Raw genomic sequence first — 18,498 nt, forward strand, 5'->3', positions numbered from 1 at the left:
CTGCCTACGCCCGAAGGAAGGCGACATGTACACCGCCGCGCTGTTCGACCTCGACGGCACGCTGATCGACACGGAGCCCCGCAGCTATGAAGCGTGGTCGCGGCTCTTTCGCAACCACGGGGTCCCCTGCGACGAGGCCACCCTCAAGGGCTTCGCCGGACGGCCCGGAAGAGAGGCGCTGCGCGACCAGCTCGACCGGTTTCCCGGTCACACCGTCGACGAACTCTTCGCGGAGGCCATCGCCTACACGGCCCTCCCGGACATGCCTCCCGTCCGGGCCGTGCCCGGCGCCCTGGAACTGCTGGCCCGACTGCGTGCGCAGGGGGTGCCGCTCGGACTGGTCACCTCGGGCACGAGGGACTACGCCCGGCACGAACTCGGCGTTTTCGGCGCCCTGGACTTCTTCGACGTACTGATCACGGCCGACGACGTCACCCGCGGAAAGCCGGATCCGCAGGGCTGTCTCAGGTGCTGCACGGCGCTGGGTGTGGACGCGTCCGCCGTCGTGGTGTTCGAGGATGCTCCGGCCGGAGTGGCGGCGGCCAAGCGCGCCGGCGCCGATTGCGTGGCGATCACCTCCACCCAGCCGGCGGCGGCGCTGGCCGCGGCGGACCTGATCGTCCCCGATCTCACCGGCATGACCTGGCCACCCCCGACCCCTGCTGTGGCCGCGACGGCGCGGACGGAGGTCTGAGGGTGAGCGAGGCGATTCTGGAGGTGGTCGTCACCTCGGCCGAGGAAGCCCTCGCGGCGGTCGCGGGGGGCGCTGACCGGCTCGAACTGGCGACGGACATGGAGGCGGACGGCATCACCCCCGCACTGGCGGAGTTCGTCCGCACGCGCGAGGCCGTCTCCGTCCCGGTGCGTGTCATGCTGCGCGACCTGGGCGGTTTCCAGGTCGCCGACCTCGACGAGTTGTGCGTCAGGGCCTCGGCGATGCGGGCCGCGGGCGCCGAGGAGTTCGTCCTCGGGTTCCTCACTCCGGACGGCGCGCTGGACCTGCCCGCGATGCGCGCGGTGCTCGACTCGGTTCCCGGGTGCCGCTGGACCTTCCACCGGGCCGTGGATCACGCGGCGGACCGGACAGCGGTCCGGCGTGCCATCGAGGGGCTGCCCGGCATGGACACCGTGTTGTCCGCGGGCAGTGTGATCGGTGTCGCGGACGGTCTGGACATCCTGCTGGAGGAGGCGGACCGCCAAGGGGAGCCGGGCTACACCATGGCCGTCATGGCCGGCGGAGGGCTCGACGCGGGGCACGTCCCCCTCCTGTGGGCCAGAGGTGTTCACGCGTTCCACGTCGGTACGTCGGTCCGGCGCGGAGGCTGGGACAGCCCGGTCGAGCCGGACTCCGTACGCCGCTGGCGACACCTCATCAATGCCGCCCGGAAGGACGTCGGCTGATATGCCGTCCGAGACGCCCACCGCGGCCGACTGCGTGTTCTGCGACATCGTGGCGGGCCGGCTGCACGCCGAGATTCTCCACGAGGACGAGCGGACTGTCGCCTTCCTCGACAACACCGCGGTCATGGAGGGCCACACCCTCGTCATCCCCAAGCGCCACGCGGTGGACATCTGGGCGATCTCCGAGGATGACGCGGCGGCGGTGATGCGTATGGCCCACCGCATGGCCGGGGTCCTTCAGGCTGCCCTGGAGCCGCACGGCATGACGCTCTTTCAGGCGAACAGGCCGGCGGGCTGGCAGGACGTCTTCCATCTGCACGTCCACCTGGTCCCGCGGCGGAACTCCGACCACCTTCACCGCCCCTGGGTCGTGGACCGTGCCGACCCGGCGGCACTGGCGCGGACCCGCCACCGCATCCTGCGCCGCGCGGGAGCGGCGGCTCACCCAGCCCCCGCCGAGGTCATCCCGGACGACCATGGTTAGGGCCACGGATCTTCAAAGAGCCGCTGCGAAGAGGTACTTCAAGGAGAGACGCGCAGGCGGTGGGCCGGTGTGTGCCCGGGCCGTCAGACCGCTCGGCGGTACGGGGGGCGGTAGTACGGGCCGGTACGAGGGCGGTACGGGGGGAACTCGCCATCGGACATGCCACCGAACCCCGCCGGCGGTAACTCAATCATCGGGCACCCGCCTAAGACGCCATGACATGAATGTCAATCGAATCCTTCCGATTCTCACGAATTGGTCACGCCGAGACAACCCTGAATCCTTGATCCTGGTCCGGTCCGTACAGCAGAGTCTTCATGATGGTGCCGACGCAAAATGCAGGACGGACCAGAGGTAGCTGCGGGATCCCGTTTGCATTAAGATGCCTGTTGGTAGAAATTATCTCCAGGTTCACGTCTCCAAGCTCATGGTCCACACGTTTCCGGTCTCTTCTCAGGACAAGGAACATGCTCATGGCTTCTCATGGGGATCTTATCCGAGCGTGCCCGATGATGCGCGATCACGACGACTTTTCTGCAGCAGCCGCCAGTAGTGTGGTGCTTACTTCCGATGTATTCGGACAAACTGCCGCACCGGATTACTGGAATTGGTCCGAAACGGCTCATCGTGGAGTGGTCGGTGCCCTGCTGGGTAGGGGGACGGAATCCGTTGGGCGGGCTGTCACTCAATTATTGGAAAACCCCGAGAGCGGCGATCTCCATCACCAACTCCAAGGGTGCATCAAAGAGTATCTGGATCACAGCAATGCGGCCGACCTCTTCCCGCTCGCCGAAGCCGTCTGGAGTGTTGAACGTCGGTCGCGCCTTCGGTTCCATGTCGGCCCCGACTGGCACTCTTATGGCGAGAGCGTGTCACTCACCGATCTGGCGAATAGTTGCCGGACCGCAGAGTCGGAGGCCGTGGACCCGGAAGCCGCCATTGTCATTCCTTTTCGTGGGAGCGATCCGCATTCGGCCCGGATTCGGAATCTCCTCGCGACTCTGAGCGCACTCAGCCAGCAGACCTGTGCTAGACACCGATATCGAGTCGTGGTGGTAGAAGCCGACAGTGAGCCACGGTGGCAAAGCCTCATTGAACCTGCATGCGACGTCTACATATTTGCCCCTCACACGGGAAGATTCAACAAGGCGTGGACCACGAACATCGGGGTTGTGCAGGGTGCGACTGGAGCAGAAGCCGTCTGTATTCTTGATGCCGATATTCTGGTGAATGACGACTTTGTCGAGCGCGCCATCACGCGATTTCAGGTTGCCGGAGCGCAAGCACACTGGCCATTCAGGGACATGCTGTTCCTGGACGCGAGGTGCAGTGAACTCGCCATCCGCGGACGCTGCATCAAGCGTGAGGCCGCAGTGCCTCATCCCATGATGCGTGGTGTATATGTGCGCCGTCCCCCCGGGGGGTGTATTTGGCTGAGAAATGGTCTCTTCCGGCGGATAGGCGGAATGGATGAGCGGTTCGAAGGCTGGGGAGGAGAGGATCAGGACTTCGAGTGGCGAGTAGATCGCTACGGTTCCCTCGACCGTCATCCGGATCCGATCGTGCACCTTGATCATCCCAGAATGCCTTACCGAGCCGATGACGGGCTCCCATTCTTCAAAGAAATCAGCTTCTGCAGCTGGCCGTGCGAGTCAGAGATCGGGGACGTTCACAAATACGTCAGTCGGCCATGATCCAGTAATCGCGACAGAGGGAGATCTCGGTGGAATCGTCTCGGACGGAAGAGGTACGTTTTTCTGCCTCCCGATGCGAGACTGGGCCTCTGACCTGGGCCCAGCGTCTTCTGTGGAGCGACACGCAATGGCTCAAGCCGGACGACCACTTCTACAACATAGCCTTGCAATTCAAAGTCCCCGACGGGCACAGCCTGAAAGACGTACTGAGCGCGTTGACCGCCCTCGTACAGCGTCACGAGTCCTTGCGGACCCGTTTCGTCCGCTCCGACAGCGGCGAACCGGTACAGCAGGTCACGTCGGAAGGGGCATTGTCGATCGAGATCCTCTCGGCCGGCGCGGCGGATGCCGACGCAACCGCAGGCGCCTGGCTGAAGGAAAACCACGACATTGCGTTTGACTTCTCGAAGGAAACGTCGGCCAGGATTGCCGTATTAGAGGTTGCCGGATCGCCTCGGCGAGCGCTTTTCATCATCTCCCACATGGCTCTCGACCAGGCCGGAGGCAATATTCTCCGGACGGAGTTTGAGCGAATCTTGGTACTGGGTGCTGATTCCCGATCCGCGCAGAGCGCTGTATATCAACCGCTGGACCGGGCTGCTTATGAGGCCACAAAAACCGGGCGTCGGCAATCCGAGATGGCCCTCGGCTACTGGGCGGACGTACTGCAATCGACGCCGGCGCGTATGTTCGCCTACCCGCCGCAGCACCCGGAAAAGCCGCGGTATGTGAATTTTGCTATGAAGTCGGAAGCGGTGTCCACATGTTTGGACATCCTTACGGAACGTTACCAGGCAACCAACGCCTCCGTGCTGGTCGCGGCGACGGCAGCGATGCTGAGCACGGTGACCGGCAGCACGGACATCCTGCTCAAGACGGTCAGTAATAACCGGTTCGTGCCGGATCTCAAAGACTTGCTGGGTATCGCGTTGGGGAACTCCATCATGGCTGTACCGGTTGGCGGCCACAAGTTCGGAAAGATCATTCAGCGCGTCAGCGGGACAACGGTAGCCGCACTCATGCATGCGCAACTCGACTCCGTCGAACTGTCCGAGCGCGTTGCTCGAATGAACCGCGAGCGGGGTGTTTACACCGATCTCTTCGAAGCATTCATCAATGACCGGCGATACTTCAGTCCCCTGACAGGTCAGAAGGAGTTCTCGCTCGCGGAACTCCGGCAGATGGCTCTGAAGACCGTGGTGTACAGGGACGGAACCTGGGAGCGGCAGAACGCCAAGTTCTTCCTTGACGCAGGCCCGGGTGACAGCGGGGGCGGAGATGTATTCAGCATCATGGCGGATACGGCCTTCATCTCTGCCGCGACCATCAAGCAGATGCTGCGAGGGCTGGAGTCGCTGCTGATCACGGAGACCCACAGAGAGGTCGACTCCTCGGAGATCTCGGCCATCGTCGGTATACCGGAGCCGGCCCGAGGCGATTCCTGGAAACTGATCGACCAGTGCTGGGCCGATTTGGACAGGTCCAGAGATGTCCTGCGCCAGGTCACAGGCGGCTCGCAGGTCGGCCTCTTCCCTGTCGACTCCGGGGAAGGGCTTGAATTGGTGGCTTATGTCCGAAGTGAAGATCCCTTGGTGACCCCCGAGACGATCCATTCCCTATGTGTCGAAGCCCTGGAAGAGAACCCGACCGCCATGGCTGCCGGTCGCTATGTCATCTGCCGGAGCGCCCCTGCTTCCCCGGCGGAGGACGAGGCCTCTTGGCTGCGGCAGCCGGTGGTGTGTGCGGGGACAGGGCGAGGGCGTTGATGGTGAGCACGCGGGTTTGTTCTCCGCGTGCTCCCGCCGGCACCGACCGCTGGATCCACCGGCTCCCTGTGCGCTCCCGTCCGTCCACCACCCGAAGGGGCGAGATCGAACTCCTCATGTCGAAGATCTGAGTTGCTGCGCTGCACGGACTGGCCGATATGGAAGGTTAGGAACACTGTGTCTGCCGAGTTATTGATGCTCTGTCTGGATCTGCAGCTCGGGCGCCCCCCGGCGCCCGCAGATGCGAAGGCCCTGACGGACGGCGAGACGACCTTGACCTACGGCAGCCTTCACGATCTGGTTGTTCAAGAAGCCGCGGTACTGCGCCGGGACGGCCTTGGACCCGGCTCCCTCGTTGCGTTGCCCACCGGAGAGAGACGAACTGTCGGCACCATCGTGTCCCTGCTGGCGATCCTGGCTGCCGGTGCGGCGTTCACTCCGGTGCCGGCGGGCGCCGACGGCAAGTCCCCGGTCCTTGAGATCGTGTCGGACCGTTCGGCCTGGCCGGGTCACCTTTCGCCGCTCTCCGCCCCGGCCTACGTCTTCTCCACTTCAGGCAGCAGCGGCGCCGCCAAACACACGGTGGTCACCAGAGAGGGTTTGCGCAACGTCTTCGCCGGCCTGTACGCCCGCTTCCACGAGCACGTTCCGCCGTTGGCCGTGTGGACGCAGCTGCATCCGCTGACGTTCGGCTTCAGTATGTGCGAGGTACTCGGGAGCCTGACGTTCAACGGCACGCTTGCCCTGGTCGACCGGGAGGAGCCCGTGACGTTCACGGCGCTCTCCCGGAGACTGTCCGAGGAGGCCGGCCCGCACGTGGTGTGCCTGACGCCCTCGGAACTGTCGGTCCTGATGCGGGAGACGAAGGATCCGCTTCCCTCCCATCTGGTCCTCAGCGGCGAACCGGCGCACAGGGCACCGTTGCGCGAGGTCTTCTCCCGTGCGCAGGACGGGCCGTCGGTCGTGGTGAATACGTATGCGGCGACGGAGACATCAGGACAGATCACCGCCGACCTCGTCAGTGCCGCGGGGCTCGAAGCGGCCCTCGCCGGCCACGTCGGGCGCCCCCTACCGGGTGTCGAGGTCGTTCTCCTCGGCCAGGACGACGCACCGATCCCACCCGGCGACACCGAAGCCGAGGGGGAGATCGTGGTGCGGGGCCCGACAGTGTCAGGCGGATATCTGGACCCGGTCGCGAACAGCGAGAAGTTCTCTGCCGGCGGTAGGGAAAGGGCCTTCCGTACGGGAGACCGAGGGCGCTGGTCGAGGGACGGCGGGCTCGTGGTCACCGGTCGCTCCGAACGCCGCGTGAAGCTCACGGGTCACTGGACGGATCTCGACGAGATCGAGCGGGCTCTCACCGGGGAGGGTCTCGCGGCCGAGGCGGTCGCGGCCGTCGAGGAGTACACCGTCGACGCCACCTCGGCCAGCCGTCTCCTGGTGGCCTTCGTCGCTCCGGGAGCGGCAGGCAACGAGTCGGCGGCCCGGGTCCGACGCCGGGTGCTACGGATGCTCGACGGCCAGGTCACCCTCCGGGTCATCGCGTGCGGGACGATTCCGCGCACCGCCAATGGAAAGACCGATCTGGCCGCGATGCGACAGGCACCGCAGGCAGTCGCGCGCTCCGGACTCGCCGCCACCGTGATGGGGGTGTGGGGGGAACTGCTGGGGGCCGGGTTCTCCGCCGATGCGAATCTCTTCGAGAGCGGCCTGGATTCCCTCGCCGTGACCGCCGCGGCGGTCCGGCTCACCCACGTCCTCGGGCGTGAGGTGTCGACGACGTTCGTCTTCGACCACCCGCGGATCACCCTCCAGATCGAGGCTCTCTCCGGCGCCGTCGACCCGGCCGAGCAGCGACGAGTACGTCAGCCGAGCCCCCTGAGCAGCGCCGCGGACCGGCGTCGGGCGGCCCGACGCCCGGACTGTCTGTCAGTGCCGCCCGCCCACACCGAAGGAGTGACGCAATGAACGACCGTGATGTAGTGGTCCTGGGGTACTCGTGCCGTGTTCCCGGTGCGTCGACCGTTGCCGCGCTGTGGAAGCTGGTCGCGGAGGGCCGGGACGTGATCACCCGTGCGGCGACCAATGTGGGGGCGACCGCCAGGGACCGCGTGCACGCCTACGGTCTCGTGGACGAGCCGGAACTCTTCGACGAGAACTTCTTCGAGTATTCGCCGAAGGACGCCGCCGAGATCGACCCCCAGCAGCGGCTGCTGCTGCTGTGCGCCGTGGAAGCCCTGGAAGCGGCCGGGGTGCGGCCTTCGGCCCTCCCGTACGACATCGGAGTGTGGGCCGGCACAGGACTCAGCTCCTACCTGCTGAAGACGTGGGACTCGACGCTGATCGGCACCGAGGGCATGTCCGCCCTGATGGGCGGCGATCACCATTACGCGGCCACGCGCATCGCCTACAAACTGGGTCTGACCGGACCGGCGCTGTCCGTCGGCTCCGCGTGCTCGTCGTCGCTGCTCGCCATCCACACGGCGTCCCAGGCCATCCGGGCCGGGGAATGCGATCTGGCCCTGGCGGGCGGGATGGACATCGAGCATCCGCAACCCATGAGCTACGTCCACCAGGAGGGCGGCATCCTCGCCGTGGACGGTGTGTGCCGTCCCTTCGACCGGGACGCCACCGGTACGGTGTTCGGCTCCGGCGGCGGCCTGGTGCTCCTCGCCGACAAGGCTGTGGCGCAGCGAGAGGGCTGGCCGGTCCGGGCGACGCTCCTCGGCACGGCCGCCAACAACGACGGCGCGGCCAAAGCGTCGTTCACCGCGCCCAAACCCGCCCGTCAGGCCGCCGTGATCCGCCAGGCCCTCGCCGTCAGCGGTGTGGAGCCGGGCGAAGTGACCTACGTGGAGTGCCATGGAACCGGCACCAAACTCGGCGACCGCAGTGAACTGGACGCCATGGCCGCCGCCTACGGCCGGGAGACCGGGATCACCGTCGGGTCGGTCAAAGCGAACATCGGGCACTTGCGGGTGGGCGCGGGCGTGGTGGGTTTCATCAAGGCCTGCGAAATGCTGCGGCACCGCACCCTGCCGCCGGTGGCCAACCTCAACGAGGTGACGGCATCGGCGAACGAGACGGGCTTTGCCGTCCCGGCCCAGGCGGTCCCGATGGCCGATCCCGACTCGGCTGTCATCGGCGTCAGCTCCTTCGGCTTCGGCGGCACCAACGTGCACGCCGTCATCGGCGCAGTCCCCGCCACCGTCTCCGAAGCAACGGACGCCGAGGGCAGCGACCACGTGGTCCTCCAGGTCTCCGCGGCCACTCCGGACTCCTGCCTCGCCACCTCCATACGGCTCGCCGACCATCTCCGGGCCGAGCCCGGGGTCGGGCTGGACGCGGTCGCGGAGACTCTGCGCCGGGGCCGGGAGGCCAAGCCGTATCGCCTCGCCGTGGTCGCCCGCGAACGGGCAACCGCAGTGTCCGGCTTGGAGGGTGACTCCGCCCGCACCGTTGAAGGCTGGGCCTCCGCGACCACGGCTCCCGTCGTCCTCGTTCCCGGTCAGGGCGCGGACTTCGGCCCCCTCACCCGTGCACTGTGGGAGTGGGAGCCCGTGTTCACGGACTCGCTGCGCCGGCACTGGACACGGTTGCAGGAGCTGCGCCCGGCCACCCCGGGGATCGAGACCGCTCTCGGCGACCCGGCACAACTGGCGCGGGGCCAACGCCACGCCTGGCACACCGCGGTCGTGCTGTCGGTCATCGAGCAACTGCGCAGCCGGGGGCTGCCGGACCACCTGTACGCCGGATACTCGCTGGGCGAGTACGCCGCAGCGGTCGCCGCCGGAGCACTCGACGCCGATCGCGCCCTGGCCCTTCTGGCCGACCGGGGCGAGGAACTGGACCGCACTGCTCCGGCAGGCCGGATGCTGGTGGTTCAGGCCGGCCCCGAGGAAGCGGCCCGCGCACTGCCGGGCCTGGTCCCGGCGGCCGTACTCTCCGACGACCGCACGGTCTTCGCGGTCGCTTCCGACCAGGCCGACGAGGTGCGCCACCGCCTCGCCGACGCCGGCCTGGCCTGCCGCGACACCGCCGTCGACCTTCCGTACCACTCGCCGCTCCTCGGGGAGTCCGCGGCCGCCTTCGGGCCCCTGGCCCGTACGGCCGCGCCGAGGAAGGCGGAGCGGTGGATCCCCACGCTCGCCGACGGCGCGGAGCATTCCTCCTACTGGGAGCACCACCTCGTCCGGCCCGTGGACCTGCGGGTGATCGCTGCCTCGGTGGACAGCCTCGCGAAGGAGACCCGTCCCGCACTCGTCGACCTGAGTCCCGACGGCTTCCTGGGACGTGCGGTGCGGTCCCGTGAGGCGGACGTCCTCACCGTCCGTCCCTGCCGGTCGGCCGGATCCCCGCGGGAGTCCTACCTGCGGGCACTGGCCGAGCTGTGGACGGCCGGGATCGAGGTGGACCTGAGCAGGCCGGCGCGGAGCGCGGCGACGGTGACGCTGCCGCCACGGGCGTGGGATCTGCGCCCGCATCAGAAGGAAAGCCTGGAGGGTAGCGAGTCGGCCGCCGTACGCAAGGGCACGCGTCTGGTGGTGCGGGAACGCTCCCTCGACCGCTGGATGTACCACCCGAGTTGGAGCCTGCGCCGACGTCCCCCGCAGCCCGTCGAAGTGGCGGGTCAGCGGTGGCTGGTGTTCGCCGGACGGGACGAACTCAGCGAGCGTATCGTCACCGACCTGCGGCAGCTCGGCGTCGACTGTGTGTGTCTGCGTCCCTTCGACGACGTCGTACCCGGTGACGAGGAATCCGTGAAGGCAGCCCTCGCGGGCCTGGACCTGGACTCCCGGCCCGTCCAGCGGGTCGTGCACCTGTGGTGCGCGGACGGCCTGGTGGATCCCGGAGACCTCGACGGCCGGCTCACGGCGCTGGAGTCCGAACTGGCCGGCGGCTTCTACACCTTGCTGTTCGGCCTCCAGGCCCTCACCTCCCAGCAGGGCGCCGCGCCGGTCCAGCTCGACATCGTCGCCCGCGGTGTCCATCCCCTCGACAGCAGCGGCACGGCGGTGTCGCCGGAGCGTGCGCTGCTCGCCGGGCCCGCGCTGGTCATACCGCAGGACTTCCCGTTCGTCACCGCCCGCTCGATCGACATCAGCGCCCTGGCCGACGGCCACGCCGCCGCGGAGACGGTGGCGGAACTGCGCACGCCCGCCAAGGACCACGCGGTCGCCCTCGCTCCCGGCGGGCGCTGGGCCCGCACCTACGAACGCGACGTCCTGCCCGAGGTGGAGGCGGATCAGTTGCCGCTGCGCCTGCGGGAACGCGGTGTCTACCTGATCACCGGCGGCCTCGGCGGTATCGGCATGACACTGGCCGAATACCTGGTCCGCACCTGTCGGGCCCGGCTGGTCCTCACCGGACTGGACGCGGTGCCGTCCCCCGGCGCTCTCCCGTCGGACGGCGATCCGGGGCTCGCGGAACGTGCCGAGCGGATCCGCAAACTGGAGGCGCTCGGCGGCGAGGTGCTCGCCGTGCGCTGTGACGCGGCCGACCGGGAACAGACGGCGGCGCTGTTCGCCGAGATCGACCGCCGCTTCGGCGGACTCGACGGGGTCGTCCACGCCGCCGGTGTCTTCGAGACCCGACGAGCCTTCCGCGCGCTCTCCGAGACCGGCCGGGAGGACTGCGAGCGGCGGCTGCGTCCCAAGGTTCAGGGCACCCTCATGCTGGCCGAGTTCCTGCGGGGACGTCGCCTGGACTTCGTTCTCATGCAGTCCTCGCTCTCCTCGCACCTGGGCGGCCTCGGCTTCTACGCCTACACCGCCGGGAACGCGTACATGGATGCGTTCGCCGAGCGGCACCGCGATGACGACATCCCGTGGATGACGGTCAACTGGGACGGCTGGATCTTCCGGGAGCGGGACGACGACGCTCCCCACGAGTCGGTGGTCTCGCCGTCCTTCGCCTCGCCCGACTTCGGAGTGGTCGCCGAAATCGCGATCCGTCCGAGCGAAGGCGCCGAGATCTACGGCCGGTTGATGAACCTGGACGCACCTCACCAGGTTCTTGTCTCCACGGCCGACTTCGACGCGCGCATCGACCAGTGGGTACGCGGAACACTGACCAGTCCTGCGGCCGTGCCGGGCCCGGAGACCGTACGGCTGCCCGAACCCGCCGGCGCAGGCTGGGCCGACCCTGTCGCGGCGAAGGTGGCCCGGGCATGGACCGACCTCCTCGGGGTCGAAGACCTGAGTCCGGATTCGAACTTCTTCGCACTCGGCGGGGACTCGCTGCTCGGGGTTTCCCTCGCCCACCGGCTCATCCAGGAGTTCGACACCGTGCTCAGCGCCATCACCCTGTTCGAGAACCCCACCATTGCGCAGATGGTGAAGGAGATCACCCGAGCTACCGCGCACGGTGCGGACAACCGGGAGGAATCGTGACCGACCGATCCGCGTCCCCAGCCACCCGGACCGACGGGGCCGTCGCCCTCCACCATGCGCCGGCCAGGTTCTCCGTCACCAAACTTTTTGACGACCTGCCGTGCACCCACCGCTCCTGGGCACACGACGGCAAGTGCTCCTTCCTGCACGGCTACGAGAGGAGCTTCGAGATCGAGTTCGGTTGCAGCACCGTCGAGCCGAAGACCGGATTCGTGGTCGACTTCGGCGAGCTGAAGGAGGTCCGGGCGCTTCTCCAGGCCCAGTTCGACCACACCACCCTGATCGCTGCCGACGATCCCCAGCTGGAGTTGTTCGAGGAACTCAGGCGCTCCGGCGTCATCGACCTCCGGATCATGGACCATACGGGCATGGAGGGAGCCGCCGAGTGGGTTCATGACAACGTCGACGGCCTGGTCCGGGAACGCACCGCGGGCCGGGTGCGGGTGATACGTGTCGTCGCCCGCGAATCACGGAAGAACGCCGTGGTCTTCCGGTCCGACGCGCATGCCCAGGGGCCGATGTGAGCGGTGGGGCCGACCCCGTCGTCGGTGCGGACGACCGACTCGTCCTGGCTGTCGTGCCACGGCAGGGCGGAACTCCCTGGCTGCTGCTGCCCGGGTGGCAGCAGTCAGCCGCGCACTGGACACCGGTCGCCCGCTGGCTGACGGGCTCACGGATCACGCTTCTCGCCGCCGACCTGGCAGGCGCGGCGGCCGGCTGTACCGCCCCGCGCGGCACGCTGGCCCGGACCGAGGAACTCGTGGACCGCCTGCTCGGCGAACCGGTCACTTCCGGGACGGTCATGGTGGTCGGTCACTCGGCCGGGGCAGCGCTGGCCGTGCTCGTCGCCGCCGCCCTGCCCGGCGCCCAGGGCGTGATCATGATCGAGCCCGTCGCCTCGCATTTCGGAGCCGCCCCACCCCGCCCCTACGCCGGCCCGCCCGAGGGGCGTGGCAGGCCGCGCAGCCTGCGCGACCAGTACCCCATGGCGGCCGAGGCCACGCTGCGCAGCATCGGCGCCGCGGCACGCGGGCTGCCGGGGAGCGAACCGGCCCCCCGTGCCCGGATGCCGACGGGCGACGCCCCCGAACGAGAGGTGCGGGTCGGCCAGGCCCTGGCCGCCGCCCGGCTGCCCGTACTGGTGCTGCGCGGCGAGGCGTCGGCGCTGCTCTCCGCCGAGGACGCCCGCACCCTCGCCGCCATGGCACCGTCAGGGCGGTGCGCCACCCTCCCCGGCGCCGGCCACTCACCCCACATCGACCGACCCAGAGCCACCGCCGAGCAGTTGACCGCCTTCGCCGCTCAGGTGACCATCCCTCCCGACCCACGCAGGAGCATCCAGTGAGTGATCATATGGACGTAGTGGCCGCACGGCTGCTGAGCAGCCGGGAAACGGAGGTGCGCACCCACGGCACAGTAGATCTCACCCGGATCGAAGGGGCGGTCCGTGACATCCTCCTCGCCGTGGGGGAGGACCCCGACCGCAACGGCCTCAAGGAGACGCCCAAGCGGGTGGCCCACGCCTACGCGGAACTCTTCGCGGGACTGCGGGTGGACCCGGCAGACGTACTGGGCACCACGTTCGAGGAGGGCCACCAAGAGCTGATCATGGTGTGCGGCATCGAGGTGCAGTCGTTCTGCGAACACCATCTGCTGCCCTTCATGGGGCGGGCGGACATCGCCTACGTGCCGGGAACGAGCGGCTGCGTGGTGGGGCTGTCGAAACTCGCCAGGCTCGTGGAGATCTACGCCCGCCGACCGCAGGTCCAGGAGAGGCTGACGGCCCAGATCGCCGACTGCCTGTATGCGGCGCTCGACGCCGCCGGAGTCATGGTCGTGATCGAGTGCGAGCACAGTTGCATGACCATGCGCGGGATACGAAAAGCGGGTGCCCGGACGGTCACCTCCGCGGTCCGGGGCACGCTCCAGAGCGACCCTCGTACCCGTAACGAAGCCATGCAACTCCTGCGGCGCACCGCAGCCTGACGAAAGATCGTGATGCCCGTTCAGCGAAATGCCGCAGCGACGGGGGCGGGCCTGGTGGCAGCCGGTTCGCCCGGGAGGCTCATCGCCTGGGTGCTGAGACTCCAGGCCGGACGCATGGCCGTGGCCGTGATCGCCCTGGCGGCCGCGGCGGTGGTCCATATGGTGCTGCCGTGGTTCCTCGCCCGGATCGTCGACGAAGGGCTGATCGCCGGGGACCGTGATGCCCTGATCTCCTGGTCGCTCGGCATGTTCGCGGTCTCCCTGGTCAACCCGCTCTGCTACATGCTCGGCTACCGGCAGATGGCGCTGGCCGAAGCCGAGGTCCAGCGGCGGATCGCCGACTCCCTGACCGACCGGGTGAGCCGTCAGACCGGTCAGGAGGGGCAGCGGTCCGCGGCCGGCGACATGGTCAATCTCGTCACCGGGGACAACCAGGCCACCGCGTCCATGTGTTCCACATTCGGGCACGGGATGATGAACCTGATCGCGTTCGTGCTCGGTACGGTGCTGGTGTGGCGGATCCACCCCTCGCTCGGGATCACCCTCGGCCTGGGTGTGGTCGCCACGACACTGATCGCCGGGCCGCTGCTGGGCCGGCTGCAGCGGCGGCAGCAGGACTACCGCCAGGAACTCGCGGACCTCACCGGCCAGGCGGCGGACGTGACCGCCGGGCTGCGGGTACTGCGGGGCATCGGTGGCGAGCGCCGGTTCTTCGAGCGCTACCGGCGGCAGTCGCGCAGACTGCGGGACTCCGCCTACCGGATGACTGATTCCAGCTCCTGGGTGTACGCCCTGCAGCAGACGGTGCCGCTCGCGTATCTCGCCTCGGTCACCTGGCTCGGCGCCCGGCTGGCGCTGTCCGGTGCCATCAGTGTCGGTGAACTCAGCGCCGCCTTCGGCTACGCCACGGGACTGATCATGTATTCCGGTTCCCTCCTGGGCAACGCGCATGCCATCGTCGCCGCCCATGTCGGCGCCGGCCGGCTCGTGGCGGCGCTCACCTCGGCGGACGACGCCCCGCGGGAAGGCGGCGAGCTGCCCCCGTACGGCGATCTGCGGGACGCCCGCACCGGGCTGGAGGCCCGCGCGGGGAAGCTCACCGTCGTCGTGGCCGAGCGAACTGCGCAGGCCGCCGAGGCGCTGGGACGGCTGGCCGGCCACGGCGGCCCGGACGCCGGGGTCACCTGGGGCGGGCCGCCGCCGACCAGGATCGGGGCGGAAGGGACACGCCGGCAGGCGCTGCTCCTCGCCGACGATGACTACCTGTTCGCCGGTACGCTCCGCGACGTACTCAACGCCCCCCACGATGCAGCGGCGTTGGCCGCTCTCGACGCCGCCTGTGCCACGGACGTACTGGCCCAGCTCGGCGGCACCCTCGACGGTGCGGTCGCCGACCGGGGGCGGAATCTCTCCGGCGGCCAGCGCCAACGCCTCATGCTGGCCCGCGCGCTGGCCGCCCGGCCTGCCGTCCTGCTGGCCATGGAGCCCACCTCGGCGGTCGACGCCACCACCGAGTCGCGGATCGCGGAGCGCCTCAGGGCGGCGCGGCAGGGCAGCACCACCGTGGTGGTCAGCTCGTCCCCGCTCTGGCTGGCGAGAGCCGATCACGTGGTGCGGATCACGGATGCCGAGAACACCGGCACCGACGGATACCCGGCCGGAGCCGCACGATCCGGCGGCGCCGCGGTCCCCCGGGCGGGGAAGGGAGCACAGTGAGCGTCACGGAGCCGTCGCGGCTGCCCGTCGCCGCACCACGCCATGTCCGGCGTACCGTCTACCGCCTGCTCATGCGGGAGAAGGGCACGGTCGCGCTGGTCTGCCTGCTCTATCTGGGCGCCGCGGCGGCCGGCGCCGCACTGCCGGTCATGCTCGGCGGCGTCGTCAACGGCATCGAGGACGGCTGGGGCGCCACCCAGGTGGACGCCGTCTGCCTGGGGCTGTTCGGCTGTGTCGCCGTACAGCTGGCGCTGACCCGGCTCGGCCGGCGGCTGGGCCACCGCTTCGGCGACCGGTCTTCCGCCCGGATCAGGGAACAGGCCCTCCAACGCGTCCTGCGCCTGCCCATGCGCACGGTGGAGCGCGCGGGGAGCGGCGATCTGTCCACCCGGACCTCCGGGGACATCGACACCGTCGCCGGCCTGTTGCGCTCCACCGGGCCCGAAGTGCTCGCGGCCCTGGCCGAGGTACTGGTCGTCGTCGCCGCGGCGTTCTTCGTCGACCCGCTGCTCGCGCTGCTGCTGGCCGTCGTGTTTCCGCCGCTCCTGGTGGCCGCGCGTGCCTACGTCCGGCAGGCGCACCCGGCCTTTCTCTCCGAACGCGCGGCGCTGGGCGACCTCACGGAGGCACTGACGGCTTCCGCCGTCGGCGCGCGCACGGTCGCCGCCCACCGACTCCAGGGCCGGCGCGTGGCCCTCGGACACCGCCTGGCAGGGGTGCGGTACCAGCAGCAGCGGCGCATCATCCGCATGCAGAGCTGGTTCCTGCCCACCCTCGACCTCGCTTACATCCTTCCGGTGTCCGCCGTCCTGTGCGCCGGAGGGCTCGCGGCGCTCGGCGGCGGGCCCAGCGTGGGAGCGGTTGTCTCCTGCACGATGCTCGCCTACCGGCTCTCCGGGCCGCTGGACCGCGTCATGTACTCGCTCACCGAGTTCCAGGAGGCCACCGCCGCACTGGCCCGCGTGGAGGGCATCGGCCTGCTCAAGCCGGAGTCGCGTACCGCACGGTCACAGGGCAGCGACGTCGACCTCAGCCGGGTCAGGTTCGGATACGGTGCTGGGCCGGACATCCTCCACGGGCTCGACCTGAAGGTCAGGCCGGGTGAACGGCTCGCGATCGTCGGCCCGTCCGGTGCCGGCAAGTCGACCGTGGCCTGGCTCATCGCGGGCATCGAGCGGCCCCGCGCCGGAACAGCGTCGGTCGGGGGCGTGCCGAGCGCGGACGTCGAGTTGGAAGACCTGCGCCGCACCGTCATCCTGGTGACCCAGGAGCACCATGTCTTTGCCGCCGGCCTGCGGGACAACCTCGCGCTCGCCCGGGACGAGGACGACGACAAGGCGCTGCTGGACGTGCTCCACCGGGTGGGTGCCACCTGGTTCGGGGAACTCCCCGAAGGGCTCGACACCGTGCTCGGCCAGAACCACCACCGTCTCACCCTCCACCAGATCCAGCAGTTGGCCCTGGCGAGAGTGCTCCTGGCGGACCCCGACGTCGTCATCCTCGATGAAGCGACCGCCGGGCTCGACACCCGTTCCGCCGACGAGACGCAGGCCGTCCTTGCCGAGGCACTCGCCGGCCGGACTCTCATCACCATCACCCACCAGTTGGATGCGGCCGAGAAGGCCGACCGCATCGCCGTGGTCGAGGCTGGGCGTATCACCGAACTGGGCAGCCACGCCGAACTCATCGATTCCGGGGGCGCTTATGCGGAGCTGTGGAAGACGTGGAGCGGCGACACAGTCTGATCTGAGATCGCAACAGTGTGTGCCTGTGATGACGAAGGAGGCCGAATGATCGTCGCTACGACTCAATTTTTCCGAAGGCGAACCGGTCAAGCCATAATTCCGCAGACCCGGCCGTATCACGCCGATCACGACAACGCGCCGGATCCTTCTTCCCGCTGCGGGGACACTCTGCGTGAAGTGTTCTCGCTCGGCCTTGCGCGAGACGCCCGGGCGGCGGCAGAGCTCGCGGAGAAAACGGCATCCAGACTCCGCGGATCAGAGCGGCAGTACGCCGGCGCTGCGTACGATCTCGATCGCGCCCGGGCGTTCTGGCTGGGTGTCGCAGGGGAGATCGACAAGGCTGTCAGCCAGCTTGAAGACCTGCTGGCGAACCTGCTTCAGGAGCGCCCCGGCGACTCTGAGGCATTCGATGTCCGTAGCGACATTGCCTACTGGCGTGGCGAGTCCGGTGACGCAGCCGGTGCGCTACGACTGCTTGAACAGCTGCTGGTCGATGTCGTGGCCGCGTTGGGCCAGGACGCCCCCTGTGCGTTGTGGGTACGCAACAATATCGCGTTCCGGCGCGCGCTCGATGGCGACCTTAAAAAGGCACTGGAAGAATACCGCGACATTCTCGCGGACTACGAGGGCGTGTTCGGCGTCGAGAGCCGGGACGTGCTGATGGTTCGCAACAACGTGGCCTTCTGGCGCGGTCATTCTGGTGACACGGCCGGTGCTCTGGGGCTGTTTGAACAGCTGCTGGTCGATTCCGTGGCCGTGCTGGGCCGGGGGGACCTCTATGCACTGTTCACCCGGGACAACGTGGCGTACTGGCGAGGCTTCAGCGGCAACGTCCGAGGGGCCTTGGAGCAGTACCGGGTCCTCCTGGGGGACTGTGAATTCCTGCTCGGCGAGAAGGACTACTACACCCTGGCCATTCGACTTCAGATCGGGCTGTGGAGCGGGGTAGCGGGAGATCTTGACTACGCGGTCGAGTCACTGAGCAGGCTGCTGCCCGACGTGGAGGGGGAACTGGGCTCAGACCATGAACTCGGACAATCGGTCCGTCATCAAATGGCCCGGTGGTACGGAGCCCGTGGCGACACCCGCAAGGCCGTCTCACTGCTCGAACCGCTCGTGGCGGATCAGACGCGGACGTTCGGCGAGAAGGACTACCGGACGCTTGCTTCGCAAGGGCTCCTGAGTCGTTATTCGAGGTGAGGTGCTCCGGGAACGGCGCGGGCTCGATTCCCCGTTCGTGGTGACCGGTTACTGGTGACCGGCTACCAACCGGATACCGGCTACGGGCTCCCGTCGGCTACTGGCGGTCGGCTA

The 18,498-nt window shown here is 68.5% G+C and carries 13 protein-coding genes; all 13 read left to right on the plus strand.

The features are described 5' to 3' along the window. Positions 1 to 25 precede the first annotated feature (25 nt). The 13 genes from ACFYPJ_RS15535 (at position 26) to ACFYPJ_RS15595 (ending at position 18,384) form a co-directional block, all read left to right on the plus strand. Complete coding sequence (locus ACFYPJ_RS15535; protein ID WP_389016185.1) at positions 26 to 694, plus strand: HAD family hydrolase; 669 nt, start codon at positions 26 to 28, stop codon at positions 692 to 694. Between the two features lie 2 nt (positions 695 to 696). After that, the gene (locus ACFYPJ_RS15540; RefSeq protein ID WP_389016188.1) at positions 697 to 1,401 is read left to right on the plus strand and encodes a copper homeostasis protein CutC; all 705 of its coding nucleotides are present in this window, start codon (positions 697 to 699) and stop codon (positions 1,399 to 1,401) included. A gap of 1 nt (position 1,402) precedes the next feature. Beyond that, positions 1,403 to 1,885 (plus strand): HIT family protein, encoded by a 483-nt coding sequence (locus ACFYPJ_RS15545; protein ID WP_389016191.1) that lies wholly within the window; start codon positions 1,403 to 1,405, stop codon positions 1,883 to 1,885. 473 nt (positions 1,886 to 2,358) lie between these two features. Then, complete coding sequence (locus ACFYPJ_RS15550) at positions 2,359 to 3,579, plus strand: glycosyltransferase (protein ID WP_389016194.1); 1,221 nt, start codon at positions 2,359 to 2,361, stop codon at positions 3,577 to 3,579. Positions 3,580 to 3,608: 29 nt separating this feature from the next. Further along, complete coding sequence (locus ACFYPJ_RS15555) at positions 3,609 to 5,345, plus strand: condensation domain-containing protein (RefSeq protein ID WP_389016197.1); 1,737 nt, start codon at positions 3,609 to 3,611, stop codon at positions 5,343 to 5,345. Positions 5,346 to 5,540: 195 nt separating this feature from the next. Further along, the gene (locus ACFYPJ_RS15560; protein ID WP_389016768.1) at positions 5,541 to 7,313 is read left to right on the plus strand and encodes a non-ribosomal peptide synthetase; all 1,773 of its coding nucleotides are present in this window, start codon (positions 5,541 to 5,543) and stop codon (positions 7,311 to 7,313) included. Further along, a complete protein-coding gene (locus ACFYPJ_RS15565; RefSeq protein WP_389016200.1) occupies positions 7,310 to 11,737 on the plus strand; it encodes an SDR family NAD(P)-dependent oxidoreductase in 4,428 nt (1,475 codons plus the stop codon). The genes ACFYPJ_RS15560 and ACFYPJ_RS15565 overlap by 4 nt, the downstream gene beginning before the upstream one ends. Then, positions 11,734 to 12,261 carry a 6-pyruvoyl tetrahydropterin synthase family protein gene (locus ACFYPJ_RS15570; RefSeq protein ID WP_389016203.1) on the plus strand — a complete coding sequence of 176 codons (528 nt, stop codon included), beginning with the start codon at positions 11,734 to 11,736 and terminating at the stop codon, positions 12,259 to 12,261. Before ACFYPJ_RS15565 ends, ACFYPJ_RS15570 begins: the two co-directional genes overlap by 4 nt. After that, positions 12,258 to 13,082, plus strand: a complete 825-nt coding sequence (locus ACFYPJ_RS15575) for an alpha/beta fold hydrolase (RefSeq protein WP_389016206.1) — start codon at positions 12,258 to 12,260, stop codon at positions 13,080 to 13,082. The genes ACFYPJ_RS15570 and ACFYPJ_RS15575 overlap by 4 nt, the downstream gene beginning before the upstream one ends. Before the next feature lie 8 nt (positions 13,083 to 13,090). Further along, positions 13,091 to 13,723 (plus strand): GTP cyclohydrolase I FolE, encoded by a 633-nt coding sequence (folE, locus tag ACFYPJ_RS15580; RefSeq protein ID WP_389016771.1) that lies wholly within the window; start codon positions 13,091 to 13,093, stop codon positions 13,721 to 13,723. 12 nt (positions 13,724 to 13,735) lie between these two features. Further along, positions 13,736 to 15,439, plus strand: coding sequence for an ABC transporter transmembrane domain-containing protein (locus ACFYPJ_RS15585; protein ID WP_389016208.1), 1,704 nt, complete (start codon positions 13,736 to 13,738; stop codon positions 15,437 to 15,439). Beyond that, positions 15,436 to 17,184 carry an ABC transporter ATP-binding protein gene (locus ACFYPJ_RS15590; RefSeq protein ID WP_389016211.1) on the plus strand — a complete coding sequence of 583 codons (1,749 nt, stop codon included), beginning with the start codon at positions 15,436 to 15,438 and terminating at the stop codon, positions 17,182 to 17,184. The genes ACFYPJ_RS15585 and ACFYPJ_RS15590 overlap by 4 nt, the downstream gene beginning before the upstream one ends. 45 nt (positions 17,185 to 17,229) lie before the next feature. Next, the gene (locus tag ACFYPJ_RS15595) at positions 17,230 to 18,384 is read left to right on the plus strand and encodes a hypothetical protein (RefSeq protein ID WP_389016214.1); all 1,155 of its coding nucleotides are present in this window, start codon (positions 17,230 to 17,232) and stop codon (positions 18,382 to 18,384) included. Positions 18,385 to 18,498 lie beyond the last annotated feature (114 nt).

This window comes from Streptomyces sp. NPDC006012 (genome assembly GCF_042871185.1).
GTDB lineage: Bacteria > Actinomycetota > Actinomycetes > Streptomycetales > Streptomycetaceae > Streptomyces.

Bases quoted from the DNA above. Each gene is read 5' to 3' on its own strand.
- ACFYPJ_RS15535 (WP_389016185.1), top strand. From the start codon at position 26: ATGTACACCGCCGCGCTGTTCGACCTCGACGGCACGCTGATCGACACG.
- ACFYPJ_RS15545 (WP_389016191.1), top strand. From the start codon at position 1,403: ATGCCGTCCGAGACGCCCACCGCGGCCGACTGCGTGTTCTGCGACATC.
- ACFYPJ_RS15550 (WP_389016194.1), top strand. From the start codon at position 2,359: ATGGCTTCTCATGGGGATCTTATCCGAGCGTGCCCGATGATGCGCGAT.
- ACFYPJ_RS15560 (WP_389016768.1), top strand. From the start codon at position 5,541: ATGCTCTGTCTGGATCTGCAGCTCGGGCGCCCCCCGGCGCCCGCAGAT.
- ACFYPJ_RS15565 (WP_389016200.1), top strand. From the start codon at position 7,310: ATGAACGACCGTGATGTAGTGGTCCTGGGGTACTCGTGCCGTGTTCCC.
- folE (WP_389016771.1), top strand. From the start codon at position 13,091: ATGGACGTAGTGGCCGCACGGCTGCTGAGCAGCCGGGAAACGGAGGTG.
- ACFYPJ_RS15585 (WP_389016208.1), top strand. From the start codon at position 13,736: ATGCCCGTTCAGCGAAATGCCGCAGCGACGGGGGCGGGCCTGGTGGCA.
- ACFYPJ_RS15595 (WP_389016214.1), top strand. From the start codon at position 17,230: ATGATCGTCGCTACGACTCAATTTTTCCGAAGGCGAACCGGTCAAGCC.